This is a genomic window from Verrucosispora sp. WMMA2121, from assembly GCF_027460185.1.
GTDB lineage: Bacteria > Actinomycetota > Actinomycetes > Mycobacteriales > Micromonosporaceae > Micromonospora > Micromonospora palythoicola.
The window spans coordinates 3,301,826-3,316,960 of the sequence record NZ_JAPZBH010000006.1 but is presented as its reverse complement, the minus strand read 5'-3'; the positions used below and the strand labels follow the sequence as shown (position 1 = coordinate 3,316,960).

The following is a 15,135-nucleotide window of genomic DNA, read 5'->3' as shown; positions in this document are numbered from 1 at the left end:
CGGTCCAGCCGTGGCGGGTCAGCAGTCGGCGGCCGGGTGGTTGGTGGTACGCACGGTGGTCACCGTCCGGCCGTCGACCGTGCCGGTGACCCGGACGGTCACGGTGCCGGCGGGCACCGCCGAGTCGCGGGCGTTGAACTGCTGGTACGCGTGGGCACCCGGGGCGACATCCGGCACCGACCGGCTGCCGTACGCGGTCTCCAGCACGATGTCGACCGGCGCGTCATGGTCGTTGCGGGCCTGCACGGCCAGGTGCGCGCGGCCCCCGACGCAGCGCGCCCGCGCGTCGACGGTCACCGGCAGTTGGACCCGGAGTACGCCGAGCCGGGCGAGTTGGTAGCTCAGCGCCCGTTCCGGTGCGTCGATCTGGTTCTGGGTGCCGAACCCGCCGTCCCGCGCCGCCTGTGCCTCGGCCAGCCGGGCGAGCATCGTCGCCCAGGCCTCGGCCGGATGGTCGGCCTCGTCCAGCGCGGCGGCGTACGCCATGGCGGCGTCGAGCCGGCTGGTGTCCAGCGGCCTTCCCTGGGCCGTCAGGGTGTCGCTGAGCAGGAAGTGGTCGAAGTCGACGTGCCCGCCGGTCTGCTCGGTCGCGTAGTTGAACAGGCCGACCCGGTGCCCCATGAAGTGGGCGAGGCTGCCGTCCAGCGTCTGCGGGCCGACCCGGCTGCCCAGTTGGGACCACTGGCGACCGTCGAGGCTGTAGTGGAAGGTGGTCCAGAGTTGGCCGGTGGGCGAGGCGAAGTCGAGGTCCGCCTTCAGGTGCACCTCGGTCGCCTCGCCCAGCGGCACGGTGCTGCCCGGCAGGAAGTTCTCCAGCGTCGTCTGGTCCAGGTCGACGGCGAACGGTTGGCCCCGGTTCACCACGCCGAGGGTGTTGACGCCGCCGGTCCGCCTGACCGCGACGTACGAGAATCCTCGGTTGTAGGCGGCCAGGCCGGCGACGTCGCCGTCTGCCATCCCGGAGATGTCCATCTTGGTCTCCACCGACTGCCGTGGCCCGAACGTCCGCTGCGACAGGGTGTTGCGGGCCTCCTCGAACCAGGCGAGTTCGGCGCGGTTGGCGAGCTTGGTGTAGACGTAGTCGCCGGTCACCACCTTGCCGGCGGTCAGTCGCAGCCAGCCGGCGCGATCGGTGAGCGACCAGTACCGGTTGTCCGGAGCGTGGTTCCACTGCCACGCGAGGTCCAGTCGCGACCCGTTCGGCGCGATCTCCGCCGCGTCGCCCGGCGGTGCGGTCCACTGTTCGTCGAGGTAGGGCCGGTGTGGCGCGTCGTTGGCGAAGTCGTCGGAGACCACGATGCTCTGCTGCCGGGCGAACAACTCCTCGGCAGGGCTGAGCCGGATCGGTTTGGCGAAGGTGCCGTCGACCGCCACCACCCCGTTGTCGCCGAAGGTCGGCCAGCCGTCGGACCAGGTTGCCGGGATGAGCGCCGGGATGCGGCCGATCGGGAACGTGTCCCGGAAGAACATGCCGTACCAGTCCGTCGTCCCACCGTCACGGGTGATGGGAACCAGGCTGCCCTGCGCGAATCCGTTGGAGTTGAGCACGCCGCGCGCCTCGTAGGTGTTCAACCCGCCGGCGGCGGTGTAGCGACCGAGCAGTTCCCGGGAGCGGAACATGACCACCTGCCGCCCCTGACCCGAGGGCCAGGTGATGATGACCGCGTAGTACCAGCCGTCGATGTGGTGGAACTGGGCCCCCTCGAACAGCCCGCCGATGAACGGCTGGCCGGCGTAGTCGGCCGCGGTGAAGATGTTGGGGTAGTCCGCGGTGATCACGGTCAGGTCGGCGTTGAGCCGTACGGCACTGGTGCCGCCGGAGCCGTGGAAGATGTACGGCGTGCCGTCGACGTCGAAGAAGAGCGAGGGGTCGTGCAGGCCGCGACCCAGCGCCGTGCGCTGCCACGCGCCGTTGTCGATGTCGTCGGTGCGGTAGAGGTACGCGCCGCCGAGGTTGTTCGTGTTGAACACGACGTAGAAGACGCCGTCGTGGTAGCGCAGCGACGAGGCCCACTGGCCCTGCCCGTACGAGTTCTGCCCGTTGCGCAACGAGAACGCGTCGCCGACACTCGCCCGGTTGAACACGTAGTTGACGATCTGCCAGTTCACGAGGTCGTACGACTTCATGATCGGCGCGCCCGGGCTGAGGTGCATCGTCGTGCTGATCATGTAGTAGACGTCGCGGCCCTCGTCGCTCTCGGCGGCCGGCACCCGTGCCACGCTGATGTCCGGCACGTCGGCGCGCAGCAACGGCACCCGGTACGTGCCGTCCCCCCGGTCGGTCGAGGTGTAGGACGACGGCGGCGACCACTCGTCGGCGGCCTGGGCCGCGCCGCCCGGGGAGATGGTGGCGGCGCAGAGGAGCACGCCGGCCGTCACGAGCGGGATCCGTCGCGGTGGGCGTGAGGCCGGAGGGCCGGCAGACACCTGCATGGCGGGGCTCCAGACGCGAGCGTTACGGGAGCCTCCATGCTGTTAGCGTTAACATAGATCGTCAATACCCTGACCGAGATCGATCCGAAATATTCGTGAAACAGCGGCCGGCTGCCGGCGACCCCGATGCGGCGACGCGGCGTCCAGACGGGACGGGCCCCGGACACACGAGATGGGAGCGACCGACTGGGCGATCCGCGGTCAGGGGCGGCAGCTGCGGCGTCACTCACCGCCTTCCAGCCGCAGATACGAGATCGTCTCCGCTGTTGACCTCGCAACTGCATGGCGTAAGGTGCCTCGCGTGACGATGTTTCGCATGGGCGAGGCGGCCGAGCTGCTGGGGGTCAGCGCGGACACCGTGCGGCGCTGGGTGGACGCCGGCCGCCTCACCGCCGGGCGCGACGAGCAGGGACATCGGGTGATCGACGGCGTCGAGCTGGCCGCCTTCGTCCGGACGCAGGCCGGCGACCCGGACGAGCGCGCCGACGCGTCCTCGGCCCGCAACCGGCTCCGGGGCATCGTCACCGCCGTGGTCAAGGACGCCGTGATGGCCCAGGTGGACATCCAGGCCGGTCCGTTCCGGGTGGTGTCGCTGATGAGCCGCGAGGCCGTCGACGACCTGGGACTGGCGGTCGGGTCGGTGGCCATCGCGGTGATCAAATCGACCATGGTCGTCGTGGAGCGACCCCCCAGCAACGCGGACAGCAGGAGAAACGGCTCATGACGACCCGGCACCTGGCCCTGTTCGCCGCCATGACGACGCTCGCGCTGGCCGGCTGCGGCGGCGAGAGCGACCCACGACCGCAGGGTGGTGCCGTGACCGGCGACGTCACGGTGCTGGCCGCCGCCTCGCTCACCGAGTCGTTCACCCGGATCGGCGAGGACTTCGAGGCGGCGAATCCCGGGGTCCGGGTCGTCTTCAGCTTCGCCGGCAGTTCCGCCCTCGCCAACCAGATCGACCAGGGCGCGCCGGCGGACGTGTTCGCCTCCGCTTCGCCCGCGAACATGACGACCGTCGTCGACGCCGGCAACGGCGACGGCAACCCGCGTGTCTTCGTCCGCAACCAGCTCGTGATCGCGGTGCCCGACGGCAACCCGGACGGGGTGAGCGGCCTGACCGACCTGACCCGACCGGACGTCAAGGTCGCGCTCTGCGCCGAACAGGTCCCCTGTGGCGCGGCGGCGCGCCGGGCGCTCGACACGGCCGGGCTGCGGCTCACCCCGGTGACGCTGGAGCAGGACGTCAAGGCGGCCCTGTCCAAGGTACGGCTGGGCGAGGTCGACGCGGCACTGGTGTACCGCACCGACGCGCGGGCCGCCGACGACGACGTGGACGGCATCGACTTCCCCGAATCGGGCGGGGCGATCAACGACTATCCGATCGTCGTGCTGAGGAACGCCCCGAACAAGCCGGCCGCCCGGGCGTTCGTCGACCATGTGCTCTCCGGCCCGGGTCAGGCGGTCCTCACCGCGGCCGGATTCCAGGCCCCGTAGCCGATGTCCCGGCACGACGACATCACGGCCGTGCCCGCCCGGTCCGGGCCGCCCCCGCGGTCCCGGCGCACCGGTCGGGTGCCCCTCGCGCTGCTGCTGCCCGCCGTGCTCGGTCTGCTCTTCCTGGTCATGCCCCTGGCCGGCCTGCTGATCCGGACGCCGTGGAGCACCCTCCCGCAGCGGCTCACCGAGCCGGGGGTGTTCGGCGCGCTGCGGCTGTCGGTCCAGGCCGCCACCCTCGCCACGCTGCTCTGCCTCGTGCTCGGGGTGCCCCTGGCCTGGCTGCTCGCCCGCGTCGACTTCCCGGGCCGCCGCCTCGTGCGGGCCCTGGTCACGGTGCCGCTGGTGCTGCCGCCGGTGGTCGGCGGCGTGGCGCTGCTGCTCGTCTTCGGCCGACGTGGCATCCTCGGCGGCTGGCTCGACAGCACCTTCGGGGTGACCCTGCCGTTCACCACCGCCGGTGTGGTGCTCGCCGAGGCTTTCGTCGCGATGCCGTTCCTCGTGATCGCCGTCGAGGGCGCGCTGCGCGGCGCGGACGTGCGGTACGAGGAGGCGGCGGCGACCCTCGGTGCCGGCCGGTGGACCACCTTCACGCACGTGACGCTCCCGCTGGTCGCGCCGGGCATCGCCGCCGGAACGGTACTGTGCTGGGCCCGGGCGCTCGGCGAGTTCGGCGCCACCATCACCTTCGCCGGCAACTTCCCCGGCCGGACCCAGACCATGCCGCTGGCGGTGTACCTCGCCCTCGAAACCGACCTGGAGGCGGCGATCGTGCTCAGTCTCGTCCTGCTCACCGTCTCGGTGGTGATCCTGGCCAGCCTCCGCGACCGCTGGCTCGGCAGCTCGTGACCGCCGATCCGAACTCCCCCGATGTCGATCCGATCCCGCCGGGCGATCCACCACCCGGCCGTGCGGTGCTCGACGCCCACCTCGTCGTGGACCGTGGCACCTTCCGACTCGACCTGCCGCTGACCATCCGCCCCGGCGAGGTCGTCGCGCTGCTCGGGCCGAACGGCGCCGGCAAGACGACCGCGCTGCGGGCCCTCGCCGGTCTGCTTCCGCTCACCGACGGGCACCTCAACCTCACCGGTCGCCACCTCGATCATCCCGGCCGGCGGATCTGGATCCCGACCGAGCGGCGCCCGATCGGCGTCGTCTTCCAGGACTACCTGCTCTTTCCGCACCTGACCGCACTGGACAACGTGGCGTTCGGGCCACGTCGACAGGGCCTCGACCGGCAGCGGGCCCGACAGCGGGCAGCGGACTGGCTGGCCCGGGTCGGGCTCGCCGAACACGCCCGGCGCAAGCCCCGGCAGCTCTCCGGCGGGCAGGCCCAACGGGTGGCCCTGGCTCGCGCCCTCGCCGTGGCACCGGCGCTGCTCCTGCTCGACGAGCCACTCGCCGCCCTCGACGCTCGCACCCGGCTCGACACCCGCGCCCAGCTGCAACACCACCTCGCCGGCCACCCCGGTGCCACGCTGCTGGTCACGCACGACCCCGTCGACGCCGTCGTCCTCGCCGACCGGCTGGTCATCATCGAAGACGGGCAGGTGGTGCAGGAGGGCGACGTCACCACCGTCACCGCCCAGCCGCGCACCGACTACGTCGCCCGTCTGGTCGGTCTCAACCTCTACCGAGGGCACGCGGACGGGCACCTCGTCCTGATCACCGACGGGTTCCCGCTCGTCACCAACGACCGGCAGGACGGTGACGTCTTCGTCGCCTTCGCACCGTCGGCCGTGGCGCTGCATCCGCAGCGCCCCGAGGGCAGCCCCCGCAACACCTGGCCGGCCACGGTCGTCGGCGTGCAACGCCACGGCGACAACCTGCGGGTGCAGCTCGACGGCCGGGTCACCGTGGCCGCCGACATCACCCCGGCCGCCGCCGCCCACCTTCGACTGGCGCCCGGGCAGACGCTCTGGGTAGCCGTCAAGGCGGCCGAGACCCGGGTCTATCCGGCCGCCGCGGCGACCACCGGCGCCGGATGAGACCTACCGGCCACATCGTTGACCACCGCCGTCGCGGCGGTGCGTCACGGGAAGTCGTCCGGGCTGGTGTTGGGTAGCGTCGCCAGCAGTTGACCGGCGAGGCCCCGTACCGTGGGGTCGGGCTGACCGGCCAGCCGGACGAGCAACGGCCGGGTGCGGGTGTCCTCGCCGTAGTGTCGGGCCAGCGCGAGCAGCGCGGTGCGGCGGATCTCCCAGTCCTCGTCGTCGACCAGCCGCATCAACAGCTCCCGCACCCCCGTCCGGTCCGCCAGGTTGGCCGCGAGCTGCGCCGCGGCGCGGCGGCGCACCTCCAGCGCCGGATCGTCGCGCACCAGCCCCACCAGCAGCAGCCGGACCTCCGGGTCGTTGCCGAAGTGCTCGCCGAGCGCGGCCGCGATCCGGGCCCGGATCGCCGGATCCCGGTCGGCCAGCCGGCGCATCAACCGCAACGTCACCGCCATGGCGGTCTCACCGCGCGCGATCAGGCAGCACACCGCCGCGTCGAAGGCCGCCGGGTCGGTGTCGGACTCGATGCACTCCAGCAGCACGTCGGTCACCACGCCCGGATCGCCGTACGCGCTGAGCGTCTCCACGGCGGCGAGTCGGATGCCGGCGTAACTGTCCCGCCGAGCCCGCCGCGACAGCGTCTCCACCAGCCCGTCGGTGCCGCCGTCGCGGGCCAGCGCCTGCGCGGCGGCGCGCAGCACGTTCGGATCGGGATCCCGCCGGACCTGCTCGGCGAGGCACTCCACCACCGCCGGGTCGAGCGGCTCACCGAGGCGGGCCAGGCTGCGGGTGACGCGGAGTCGGACGATCGGATCGCGTTCCTCGGCGGCGCGACCGATCAGCAGGTCCCGCGTGGCGGGCCCGAGCAGCGGTCGGCCGGTGAGCAGGTCGACGGCGGCGAGTCGGACACCGGCGGTGGGATCCTGACGGGCCCGTTCCAGCAGCAGCTCGCCGGTGTGGTGATCCGGGTACGCCTCGGCCAACGCCCGGACCGCGGCCAGCCGTACCGTCGCGTCGTCGTCCGTGCGCGCCGCCCGCGCGGCCACCGCCCACCCGCTGTCGGCCACCCGGTAGCGGTCCGTCAACGCCACCACCGCCGCCGCCCGCACCGAGGCGTCCTCGTCCTGCTCGATCCGGTCCACCAGCCGGTCCCGGCACCGCCCGTCCGGGTCGTTGACCAGCACCAGCCGCTGTACGGCGACCGCGCGGACCCGCGCGGAGGCGTCCGAGCCGGCCAGTTTGAGCAGCAGCTCGGTGCCCTCCGTGCCGCCCCGCCCCGGCAGCAGCTCGCACACCAGGCAGCGCCGCACCCCCTCGTGCGGATCACCGGTGATCCGGGACAGGGCCCGCCCGCGGGCCGTCTCGCTCTGCTCGGCGACGGTCAGCAGGCAGCGCAACGCGGACTGCACCACGCCGGGATCACTGTCGGTGGCCAGCAGCCGGTGCAGCGTCTCGGTGACGTCGGGCAGGTGGAGGCAGCGTGCGGCGAGCACCGCCACGGCGGCCCGCCGCACGCCGGTGTCCCGGTCCTCGGTCGCCCGGGTCAGCAGCAGCCGCCGAACGTCGTCGGTCAGCTCGGCCCGTCCGCCGAGGGACTGCACGGCGATGGCCCGCACCGCCGCGTCGGGAGAGCCGGCGAGGTCACGCAGCGCCGCGAGCAGATCGCCACCCGCGCCGAAGTTGGCGACCAGGGCGCGTACGGCCGCCTGGCGCACCGCGGTCGAGCCTTTCGCCTGGGCCTGTGCGAGCAGCAGCTCCTGGCAGTGCCGGCGACTGCGGGTGGTGCTGTCCAACCTCCCGGCGGCCTCGGCCAGCCCGGCGACCAGCGCGATGCGCGCCTGCCGCTGGCGGGCCTGCCCGAGTTCCCGGACCAGCACCTCCTCCAGTTGCTCGTCGGCCGTGGACAGCACCGCCGCCGACCGGGTCGCGAAGGTCGAACCGGAGAGCCAGCTGGTACGCACCCCGCGGCGGCGATACCAGTGCAGGAAGACGGCCCGGCCGGGCCACTGTGGTCCGAGCGCCCGGATCGACGGGAGCAGTTCCTGCTCGGTCACCTCGACGACGTTCGGGTCGTCGGCGGAGATGCCGTGTTCGACCAGGAGGACGACCTGGCGTAGCACCGCCTCGCCGGCACCGGCCAGCCCGGCCGGCTGCGGCGCCTCCGCCACGCACTGCGCGGCCAGCACCAGGTTCCATGGTGGACCGGCCAGGTTCAGCGGCGGCCACGGCCGGTTGACCTGGGTGGCCAGCAGGGTCACCAGATCGTCGGCGACCTCGGCGGGCAGCGCCCCGGCGACCAGCCGCAGCACCTCCCGCCAGGACGGATCTTCCAGAAACGTGCGATGCACGAACCCGAAAAGGCGCAGTCCGTACCGTTCCAGGATGAAACTGCGCTGGCGCAATTTGTCGATCATCGAGTACGCCATGGCGTGCGCGCGCTCGTTCTCGAAACCGTAGAACTCCACCAGGTGGTCGCGGAAGATCCGCGAAAGTTCGTCCGCCTCGATGTAGTTCCCGGCCGGTCCCGACTCCCGGCACTGCATCCAGAAGGCGAGGTGGCGCAGCAGCCGCAGCTTCGCCTGCGGATCCAACGGCGGTACGTCGCCGTGGCTTTCCCGCAGTTGCTTGGTCACATCCCATTCCGAGATCAGCACGTCCGTGACGTGCGCGTAGAGCCGGCGACGGTTGCGGGGCAGGGGACGATCCCGACCGACGATCGCCATCAGCATCAGCAGCAACGGATTGCCGGCGATCTCGTGCATCGCCCGGGACCGCCGCACCACGTCGAGGATCTGCCGCCGCTGGCGGTCCGCCTCGACCGACGGGGTCGGCATCACGTACCGGTACCAGTTGCCGAGGAACCGGGCGATGCGCTCGTCGTCGAGATCCTCCAGGGTGAAGTGGTCGAACCCGGCGTTGGCGAAGGTGTGCCGCAGGTACCCGGCCGCCCGCGAGGTGACCACCGTGCGCACCCCGGGGTACTCGTTGGCGAAGGTGGCGATCTGCGCGGCCATCTCCTCCCGTTGCGCCGGATCGAACACCTCGTCCAGCCCGTCGAAGAGGAACAGCGCCTGACCACCCTGCCGCAGGTACGCCTCCAGCACGTCGCGGTCGATGCCGGCCAACCCCTGCTGGTGCCGGTGTCCGACGTAGTCCAACAGGCCGTCGCACCGGCCGTCACCACGATGCGCCGCGTACGACCGCAGCTCGACCAGGACGGGAAGGTAGCGGTCCAGCGCCGCCAGCCGGGGTTCCTCGCAGACCCCGGCCAGCGCGAGGGCGAGGTAACGCGCCGCCGCCGACTTGCCGGAGCCGGGATCGCCGAGCAGCACGATGGCCCGCCGGGCCGGATCGCAGACCACGTCGAACAGCGGCGACGCCTCCTTGGCCGCGTACTCCTCCCAGAGCCGCTCCACGTCCCTGGGATCCACCACGCCGGGCAGCGCGCCGGGGTCACCGTCCGGGCCGGCACCCGCCCAACGCCACCAGGCCAAGGGCATCTCCGGCCGGGCGTCCTCGTGCACCCGCGGCTCGACGAACACGTTCGACAGGCCGACGGTGAGGTAGCCGATGGTGGGTCGGGGTGAGACCGCGTCCAGCGGCACCGCCTGGTACCGCAGCCGAAGCTGTTTGTGGTACTGGCTGCGGACCGCCTCCGGCAGATGGGTGTCGGGGTCGCCGGGCTCACGCGCCGGTGACCGGCCGCTGCGCATGTCGGCCAGCGCCACGGTGACCTTCGCCGACAGGTCGTCCACGCTGGAGAAGAAGGCGCACAGGTGGCGTTCCTTCAATTCGTTGCGCAACGCCACGATCTGCTGCCGATTGCGATCGATCATGTCAGGCGGCCAAGGCATGTCCTCGGCGAGCAGAAAGATCAGGCACGGTTTGCCGGCCGCGAGTGCCTCCCGGTATTCGAGCTCGGTGATCGAGGACTCCTGGCCCGGTGGGCGGTATCCGTAGCGCCAGGCGAAGAGTCCGACGTAGAGATCACATCGGCGGACATCGGTCAGACAGCGCTCCAGCGGCGGGCGCACGTCGGCCCCGTACGCCTCCATTGCGACGTCTTCGATCTCCAGACGACGCGCCACCGCGTGCACGGCCGCGCGGTATTCCAACAGGTCCTTCTGGGTGGCCGAAATGTAGACCTTCATCGACGGCAAACTCCAGGGGTGGCTGGCGACCGCATTCTTAAAATATCAGTCGTCGTCACATCCATCGGACCCGTGCGGCCCGCCGCCCGGGCACATATCGGCTTTCCCGCCACGGATGGGCCTATGATGGCCGCGGGACGGATTCGGTCCGGTCACCGGCCGCTGGCCCATGCCCGCCGGTGTCCCCCGTGGTGCCGATGCGGAGGAACCATGCTCACGGTGGGCGAGGTGCACACCAGCCTGCTACAGCACAGCACGGCGCTGGCGCAGGACCAGAGCGCCGAGGTGCTCAGCCTGGTGGAGGGCGAAGCCGTGCTGACCTCCCGGCGACCGTCGCTGTACGCGGTGTCGCCCGACGTGCGTACCGGTGTGGACTGCTGGCTGCCGAGCGCGAAGAACCGCCAACTGCGTGGGGTGGGCGCGGTGGTCACCCGGGCGGTCATCACCGGCGGCCGGATCGTGCAGGCCTCCTCCATCATCCAGGTCGTGGCCGGCGAGCGCCGCCGCCCGTGGTCGCACTACCTGGCCAACTCGGGGGTGCTGGAGACGGTCGGCAAGCTGGACGCGGACGATCTGACGAACGGCTTCCTGCACGGCAACGCCGCCGACGTGCTGAATCTGGACGCGATCACCGGCCGGGTGCTGGACAGCGTGCAGATGTCCGACCTGTTGGACCGGCGTCCGCCGCTGCGCGCGGCGCGCACCCGGCTGCGGTGGACCGCGCAGGTGCATCAGCAGCCGGGTGCCGACGCCACGGCCGACGTCGCGGTCGACTCGCCGACGCTGCGCACCGTGCGACTCACGGTGAGCCCCCAGGACGTGCCGGCGGCGGTCGCCGGCCTCTGCGAGGATCTCGCCCTGCACGACTGGCTGCTCACCATGCTGTCCGCGCTGGTGGAGGCCGCGGTGACCCGGGCCGGCTCGACGCAGGAGCACATCGAGCGGTTGCGGCCGGTGCTGGAGCACCTGTTGCACCTGTGGTTGCCCGGCGCCCGGGTGGACCCACGGCTACGGCCGATCTGGGACCGGTTGGAACAGGTACCGGGGTTCAGTCGGCAGTGGCAGTCCTCGGTCAACTGGATCCGTGATCAGATCACCGTCGGCAACATGGCCATCCTGCGCGACCTGGCCGGCCGGGCGGCGGTCAGCCAGCCGTGCGGGTCCGCCACCGTCGCCGAACCGTTCTCGACCGCCAACCGTGGCCCGGCGGACCGCAGGGTCGGTCGCGGTGCACAGGCGCCGCGCGGCTGATCACTCCCCGATGAACACGTAGCTCAGCCGGTCGACCAGTTCGTCGGGCAGTTCGAGACCCTCACTGCCGGCCCGCTTGGCGACCTGGCGGGCGACCGCGGGTGGCACCGCCACCTGCCCGAGGATGGTCCGTACGGCCAACTCGACCGGCAGGTACCGGGTGTCCATCAGGGTCACCGTGCGGTACCCACAGAAGGGTGTGGCGTCCGGGTTCAGCTGGACGATAGCGGGTAGGCGGTCCCAGTCGGTCGGCAGCGGCTCGTCGGGCGGGAGCTGGTACGGCTGGGTGATCGTCTGTCCCCGGTGCCGCAGCACGCCCAGCCGGGTCATCTGCCAGACCGAGGCGAGCAGCGCGCAGGCCCACACCCGGCGGTCCGGCTCGTCGGACCACAGTTCGATGTCGACGAAGATGGAGTGCGGCGCGTCGCCGGACTGCAACGGCGGGGACCACGGCAGCGGCAGCGTCATCGCGGGCGCGTCGGCGTGCCCCGGCGACCGCTTGCCGTTGGACAGCCAGCCCGACTCGCTCAGTGGTGGGCGACTGCCCGTGGTGTGCCGTGGCGGCTCCACGACTAGCGTGTCCACCACCAGCCGGGCCAGTTCGACGTCGTCGTACCGGGCGAAGCTGGATTCGCGGGCCACGTAGTCGAGCACCAGCCCGTGCTCCGCCGCGGCCTGCTGCACCTGCGGGATCACCTCGCGGGGTGTGGCGAACCGGTGGAAGTAGTCGTCGACCAGGAAACACGTGCTGATCCGGGGTTGCCGGTGGGGACGCAGCCCGCGGCGGGCCAGCGCCGGGATCGCCTGCGCCCAGTCCGCGATCCGGGCGAACTTGCGCCGTAGGTTCCGACATCCGTCGCCGAAGTCCTCGGCGTACACGTGCCCCAACTCCACGGACAGGTGCGAGTACGGCACGCTCTCCGTCCGACGCACCGCGGCTGCCTCCTGAAACCTGACATCCACGCTCATCACACGGTCTCCCATGCGGTCTCGTCGAAGAGCTTCTCGGTCAGCTCCACGAAGGCGTCCACGGTCCTGGCATTGGCGATCTTGGTCTGCACGTCGTTGTCCGAGATCAGCTGCTCGCGCCACTGCAGCAGCGGGTCCAACGGCACCGCACCGAGCAGCGTGGTGCGGCCGGTGCCCTTCCGGCGGGCCAGTTCGCCCAGTTCCGCGTCGCACCGGCGCAGGAACGCCTGCTGCGCCAGGTCGAGGTGTCCCACCTCCGGCCCGCGTGAATCGATCACCGCGGTGCGCACGAACCGCAGTGACTCCCGTAGCCGGTCCGGCTCGTGGCCGTACTCCTTGCCCATGGCCAGGATCCCGCCGGCCTCGAACGCGAGATCCGCCGCCGCCATCACGTGCTGCGGCGTCCAGCGGTGGAAGACCAGCCACCGCACGGTCACCTTGCGCAGCGTCCGGTTCGCGGTGGCCGCCAGCGCGATCTGACTGGCGTACGAGCGACCGGCGCTCAGATCCACCAGGGTCAGGTCGAACTCCTCCTCCAGCCGGAGGAAGAGTTCGGCGCAGCGCCGGCCGATGTCGGCGGTGAAGCCGAACTCGCTGCCGTTGCGCTGCCCGGGCAGCAGCACCAGCGAGCCCGAGCCGGTCGGCCGTTGGCGCAGGCTGACCCGTTCCGAGGTGCCCCACACGTCCAACTGCTCCGGGGACGGGATCTCGCCGCGCAGGTACCGGTGCAGACCACCGCCGTTCGGGCCGGCACCCTCGATGCCGTTGGTGGCCTGGGGAATCTGGAACGTGATGCCGGCCGTCGGCGAGCCGAAGTCGTAGTCCAGGTAACAGGTGGAGCGGCCGGAGAGCGCGCTGCGGTAGGCGATGTTCGCCGCGGTCACCGAGCGTCCGGTGCCACCCTTGTGCGACGTGACGAAGACCAGCATTCAGATCCCCTCGCTGGCCTTCTGTTGGCCGGTGGTGATGTCGTTGAGCTGGAGCAGCAGGGTGCTGGCCAGGGCGGCGGACGTGCCCGGCTGGTCGTCCACCAGCGACTGCGCGCGGCGCAGGGTCGCCCGGATGCTGCGCATGACGCGTTGCATGGCCTCACCGGCGAAGGTGCCGCTCATCAGCTCACGGTCGAACACGTACTCGGCCTCGTCGATGAGATCCTGGGCGTACGTGGCAAGGCTGCCGGCTCGGGGAAACGGCCGCTCCCACAGCAGCTGACCCGCGTTGACCAGCGCCTGCACGACCCGCTCGGTCAGGTACCAGGAGGGCGCCTCGGGCAACGGAGCCAACTCGGGGAACGCGCCGCCGGCGTGATCCCACAGCCCTCGGTGCCGGCCCTCGGGGATGCGCCGCAGCAGGAGGTGCTCCCAGACCTCGTCCGCGAGTTCGAGCAGCTCGCTGCGGCGCCGGGCACTGTTGAGCAGGCCGGCGACGGTGGTGGCCCGCTGCAGCAGCACCGTGGAGAACTCGTTGACGTTCCACGTCATGATCGGCTTCGAGGTGGCGTCGTTCAGGGTCACCTGCTTGCCCGGGGCGTGCACGACCAACGCGGGCTCGTTCGGCGAGGCGCGTCGGGTGATCCGGCCCCGCTGCGCCAGTTCCACCAGCACGTTGCCGATCCGGCCGAACTCCTCGTCACCGCCCCGGCCGCTGGCCACCAGCCCCTTCACCGCCAGCGACGTGGCCTGCAGGGTGTAGTAGTCGGTCCGGTCGCCGTCGGTGGTACGCCAGGGAATGTCCTCGATCGGCCACCGGCGCCGGTTGCCGAAGGTCGCCACCGTCGCCCAGTAGCGGCGGGTCAACTCCCAGCGCAGCTGAAGAATCCGGAACAGCCGCTGCTGCTCCTCGTTGAGCAGGCCGAGCAGGCGGGTACGTTCGGAGTTGAGATCGTCGATGGCGTCCACCGCGATGACGGTGAAGTAGAGATAGGGGGCGTTCTCCGCCGAGCCCTCGCGCTGCACGCCGATCGGCTCGGTCGTCTCCACCTCGTCGGCGCCGGCGATCGTTCCCCACGACCAGCCGCACTCGAAGAGCATCTCGCCGTTGTCCAGGTCCTCGGTCACCTGACCGGACCCGACCACGACGTTGCGCAGGCTCGCCATGGTGTCCCGCAACTGCGCCCGCAGCGCGGCCACGACCTCGCGGCGCGGCAACTCGTCCTGGTTGACCATGTCGCACAGCCGGATGCCGAACTCGTCGGTCGCGGCGAAGACCGAGGTGCTGAAGCTACGCAGCAGACCGACCATGGCCGCGGTGAGCCGGAGGCTGGCCATCTCCTCCAGCTTGTCCAACTGGGCGCGCAGGTCGGCCCGCTGGGTGGAGGGCCGGTAGATCTTGACGAAACCGATGGTCGCCAGGGTGAGCGTGACGGACACCGCGAACGAGTCGACCACGTCCATGGAGCGCTGCTCGTCGGTGAGGTCCGGGCCGCCCTGGACCGGGGTCAGGTAGCTGCCGCCACCGAAGGTCGGCGCGCCGCTGTCGTCGGTGTAGCGGACGAAGTACTCGGTCATGATTTTGACCAGGCGACGGGGAATCTCAATCGCGCCGCCGATCGCGCCGAGGGCCTCGATGACCTCCTCGTCGATCCGGTCCGGATCGTCGAGTGACAGCACCGGGATCTTGGTCGCCGGCAGCAGCATGGTCAGCAGCTGTTCGGCGTCGCTGATGGAATTGGAGCCGCTCCGACCGCCCCAATCCCATTCGCCGTTGCGGAGACAGCTGCGCACCGTGGCCCGCCAGATGTCGAGAATCTCCTGGCGCGGCTGCATCCGCATGGTCCACCACCGTCTGCTGTAGTCGTCGAAACGGAGCTGATTCCGCCTGGCCCGCGATGATCCACGATGACG

At 71.3% G+C, this 15,135-nt stretch carries 10 protein-coding genes; 5 read left to right on the top strand and 5 right to left on the bottom strand.

Annotation, left to right across the window (positions count from 1 at the left end):
• Positions 1 to 18: 18 nt before the first annotated feature.
• Entirely contained in the window at positions 19 to 2,379 is a 2,361-nt protein-coding gene (locus O7605_RS23865; RefSeq protein ID WP_269741218.1) for a glycoside hydrolase family 43 protein, read from the bottom strand.
• A gap of 355 nt (positions 2,380 to 2,734) precedes the next feature.
• On the opposite strand from O7605_RS23865, the gene O7605_RS23860 reads away from it, so the two are divergent.
• The 4 genes from O7605_RS23860 to O7605_RS23845 all read left to right on the top strand — a co-directional run bounded on the left by O7605_RS23860 (position 2,735) and on the right by O7605_RS23845 (position 5,915).
• Entirely contained in the window at positions 2,735 to 3,157 is a 423-nt protein-coding gene (locus tag O7605_RS23860) for a TOBE domain-containing protein (protein WP_269741217.1), read from the top strand.
• Complete coding sequence (gene modA / locus O7605_RS23855; protein WP_269741216.1) at positions 3,154 to 3,927, top strand: molybdate ABC transporter substrate-binding protein; 774 nt, start codon at positions 3,154 to 3,156, stop codon at positions 3,925 to 3,927. Before O7605_RS23860 ends, modA begins: the two co-directional genes overlap by 4 nt.
• A gap of 3 nt (positions 3,928 to 3,930) precedes the next feature.
• Complete coding sequence (locus O7605_RS23850; protein ID WP_269741215.1) at positions 3,931 to 4,776, top strand: ABC transporter permease; 846 nt, start codon at positions 3,931 to 3,933, stop codon at positions 4,774 to 4,776.
• 65 nt (positions 4,777 to 4,841) lie between these two features.
• Complete coding sequence (locus tag O7605_RS23845; RefSeq protein ID WP_269742732.1) at positions 4,842 to 5,915, top strand: ABC transporter ATP-binding protein; 1,074 nt, start codon at positions 4,842 to 4,844, stop codon at positions 5,913 to 5,915.
• Between the two features lie 44 nt (positions 5,916 to 5,959).
• Here the strand turns inward: O7605_RS23845 and O7605_RS23840 are convergent, their stop codons facing one another.
• Entirely contained in the window at positions 5,960 to 10,072 is a 4,113-nt protein-coding gene (locus O7605_RS23840; protein ID WP_269741214.1) for a HEAT repeat domain-containing protein, read from the bottom strand.
• A gap of 210 nt (positions 10,073 to 10,282) precedes the next feature.
• On the opposite strand from O7605_RS23840, the gene O7605_RS23835 reads away from it, so the two are divergent.
• Positions 10,283 to 11,323 (top strand): SCO2521 family protein, encoded by a 1,041-nt coding sequence (locus tag O7605_RS23835; protein ID WP_269741213.1) that lies wholly within the window; start codon positions 10,283 to 10,285, stop codon positions 11,321 to 11,323.
• Here O7605_RS23835 and O7605_RS23830 read toward each other — a convergent pair whose 3' ends face one another.
• From O7605_RS23830 to O7605_RS23820, 3 genes are read right to left on the bottom strand one after another with little or no spacing between them, the layout of a single operon-like run.
• Positions 11,324 to 12,292, bottom strand: coding sequence for an SCO2522 family protein (locus O7605_RS23830; protein ID WP_269741212.1), 969 nt, complete (start codon positions 12,290 to 12,292; stop codon positions 11,324 to 11,326).
• Complete coding sequence (locus tag O7605_RS23825) at positions 12,292 to 13,221, bottom strand: SCO2523 family variant P-loop protein (protein WP_164447204.1); 930 nt, start codon at positions 13,219 to 13,221, stop codon at positions 12,292 to 12,294. Before O7605_RS23825 ends, O7605_RS23830 begins: the two co-directional genes overlap by 1 nt.
• Entirely contained in the window at positions 13,222 to 15,063 is a 1,842-nt protein-coding gene (locus O7605_RS23820; protein ID WP_269741211.1) for an SCO2524 family protein, read from the bottom strand.
• Positions 15,064 to 15,135 lie beyond the last annotated feature (72 nt).

What these genes read in the sequence shown, in the direction of transcription:
- modA (WP_269741216.1), top strand. Translation starts at nt 3,154, where the DNA reads ATGACGACCCGGCACCTGGCCCTGTTCGCCGCCATGACGACGCTCGCG.
- O7605_RS23850 (WP_269741215.1), top strand. Translation starts at nt 3,931, where the DNA reads ATGTCCCGGCACGACGACATCACGGCCGTGCCCGCCCGGTCCGGGCCG.
- O7605_RS23840 (WP_269741214.1), bottom strand. Translation starts at nt 10,072, where the DNA reads ATGAAGGTCTACATTTCGGCCACCCAGAAGGACCTGTTGGAATACCGC.
- O7605_RS23835 (WP_269741213.1), top strand. Translation starts at nt 10,283, where the DNA reads ATGCTCACGGTGGGCGAGGTGCACACCAGCCTGCTACAGCACAGCACG.
- O7605_RS23830 (WP_269741212.1), bottom strand. Translation starts at nt 12,292, where the DNA reads ATGAGCGTGGATGTCAGGTTTCAGGAGGCAGCCGCGGTGCGTCGGACG.
- O7605_RS23825 (WP_164447204.1), bottom strand. Translation starts at nt 13,221, where the DNA reads ATGCTGGTCTTCGTCACGTCGCACAAGGGTGGCACCGGACGCTCGGTG.
- O7605_RS23820 (WP_269741211.1), bottom strand. Translation starts at nt 15,063, where the DNA reads ATGCGGATGCAGCCGCGCCAGGAGATTCTCGACATCTGGCGGGCCACG.